Source organism: Stygiolobus sp. RP850M (genome assembly GCF_037389295.1).
Lineage (GTDB): Archaea > Thermoproteota > Thermoprotei_A > Sulfolobales > Sulfolobaceae > Stygiolobus.
In genome coordinates this window covers 1-2500 of record NZ_JBBHKU010000026.1, presented here as the reverse complement: position 1 = coordinate 2500, position 2500 = coordinate 1, and the positions used below count along the sequence as shown (strand labels likewise).

Here is a 2500-nt window from a genome sequence, read left to right as displayed (position 1 = left end):
GGAGAGCCGTAACGGTGAGAAGGGGGCGAAGGTGTGATGGGCCCTCCGTTAGGAGGGTTCCCCTGAATCCTGGTCCCCATGAAAAGGGAGCTCGGAACGATCGGGGGAGACCGTACCTAGAACCGACACAGGTGCCCCTGGGTGAGAAGCCCAAGGCGTCTGGGGGGTAACCCAGGCTAGGGAACTCGGCAAATTAGCCCCGTACCTTCGGAAGAAGGGGTGCCTATCAGGGTCGCAAAACGGCCCTGATAGGTCGCAGTGACAAGGGGGACCTGACTGTTTAATAAAAACATAGGTCCCCGCTAGCCCGAAAGGGTGTGTACGGGGGCTAAATCCTGGCCACTGGCGGTCCGGTGAAACCCGGGTCCAACCGGGCGAAGCCCCGCTGAAGGCCGGGGGTAACTCTGACCCTCTTAAGGTAGCCAAATGCCTTGCCGGGCAAGTTCCGGCGCGCATGAATGGATCAACGCGGTCCCCACTGTCCCAGCCTGGGGCCCCGTGAACGCCCTGAGCCGGTGCACAGTCCGGCAACCCCCTACACCGAGAGAAGACCCCGTAGAGCTTCACCGCAGCCTGGCATTGTCCTCCGGGCATTCATGCGTAGCGTAGGTGGGAGGGGTCGAACCCATCCCTTCGGGGGTGGGGGACCCGAAAGTGAAACACCACCCATGAGTGCTCGGAGGACTAACCCCTTATGGGGAACAGTGTCAGGTGGGCGGTTCGGCTGGGGCGGCACTCCCGCGAAAAGATAACACGGGAGCCCAAAGGTCGGCTCAGGCGGTACAGAACGCCGCCGTAGAGTGCAAGGGCAAAAGCCGGCCTGACGAGGCCCTCCCAAGTACGGGGCCTCGACGCGAAAGCGCGGCCTAGCGAACGCTCGTGCCCCCACGTATGGGGGCCGGGCATGACAGAAAAGTTACCTCGGGGATAACAGGGTCGTCGCGGGCGAGAGCTCACATCGACCCCGCGGTTTGCTACATCGATGTCGGCTCTTCCCACCCTGGGGGTGCAGCTGCCCCCAAGGGTAGGGCTGCCCGCCCGTTAAAGGGGAGCGTGAGCTGGGTTTAGACCGTCGCGAGACAGGTCGGACTCTAAGGGTAGGGGGTGCGGACCGCCTGCGGGAAAGGAACCCCTAGTACGAGAGGAACAGGGTTCCGGGGCCTCCAGTTTACCGGTTGTCCGGTAGGGCACTGCCGGGCAGCCGCGCCCTGAGGGGTAACCGCTGAAAGCATCTAAGCGGGAACCCCTCCCCTAAAAGAGGCGGTCAGGCGGGTTACCGCCAGGGCTTCCCCTAGAAGAGGGGGTTGATGGGGTGGGGGTGTAAGCCCCAAGGCTTTCGCCGAGGGGTTCAGCCCGCCACTCCCAATCAGCCCAGCCCTTAGTTTCCCTAGGCGGTTATGCGAAAGTCGTCTGGTACCAGCCGAGAGCCCTTTACATTTCCATTTCACTATTTTTCACAGTACACGTTAAAGATCATACTTAATAGGGGAGATAGAAAAGGTATTAAACTATAATGTGTATTACCATTTATGGCAGGGGAGATTATTCGGCTTTTGTATAGGTTAGACAAGTAAATTTGAAGATTTCATCATTACTAATGTTTTACCCAAGTTAGGCTTTTCAAAAATAATGAAAACTGGTGGTCCTAATGATAAAGGTTGTGACGCTATAGCCATCAAGGATGAGGTTTATTCTCACTATAGGTACTGTATACAGATAAAGAGATATAGTAAGACAACAAGGGTTGGAATTAATGATATAAGGGAAGTGATTGACGGGATTGATATATATATAAGTGTGATAGGGGGCTAATAATAACTACATCAAGTTTTTCACCTGAAGCAATAAGTAGAGCGAAATCTAAGAATACTGAGTTATCATTTTCCTCGTTTTTAAGAAGGCTTGTCACGGATATTTTACTAGAGCCTAATTATTTGATCCCGTACTAGGAAAGAATTTTATGTCCTCGACTGAAATATACCTAGAATAATGATGTTTTTAGCAATTACGTAGCGGTGTTAAACATCTATGCAATAAGGACTATAAAAATGCCGTAATATATGTCATGTACTCTATCCTCGGGCTAATGATGTGACTTATCACCGATCTAGTTCCCATCCCTTTCTATAACGTATATCATATTTAAAAAGGTTTGCAGTTTCATATATGTCTATATCAGCCATCATTAAGGGGACTAGAAATTTTTATATATATCTAGATCAAGTAATAAGTAGTGGAAAGGGTATGTCCCAATATCCTCCTACACCAGTAGATGAAGGAATCCTCGATAGGTTATCAACATTATTAAGCAGACTAGGACTACCAATAACGATAACCATAGGATATGCCATAGTGAGGGAAACAACTACTTGTACAGCGGTAGGACTGAAGAACCTGCTACAAGAAGGAGTACAACAATACGAGATCTATCCAGCATTAGCGGCAACAAACAGAATCCTATCAAACGCAACCAACATCTTCCAAATTATCAGGCACGGTG

General features: G+C 51.2%; 1 protein-coding gene, 1 rRNA gene and 1 pseudogene (1 of these 3 cut by a window edge). All 3 read left to right on the top strand.

Annotated features, from left to right (window positions below; translation table 11 throughout):
• Positions 1-1386 (top strand): 23S ribosomal RNA (locus WIW52_RS02125); it begins 1643 nt to the left of the window's first position.
• 198 nt (positions 1387-1584) lie between these two features.
• A pseudogene (locus tag WIW52_RS02120) lies at positions 1585-1812 on the top strand (restriction endonuclease); the annotation flags it as partial.
• Between the two features lie 432 nt (positions 1813-2244).
• The coding region (locus WIW52_RS02115; RefSeq protein ID WP_337708314.1) for a hypothetical protein at positions 2245-2500 on the top strand (256 nt) is incomplete at its 3' end.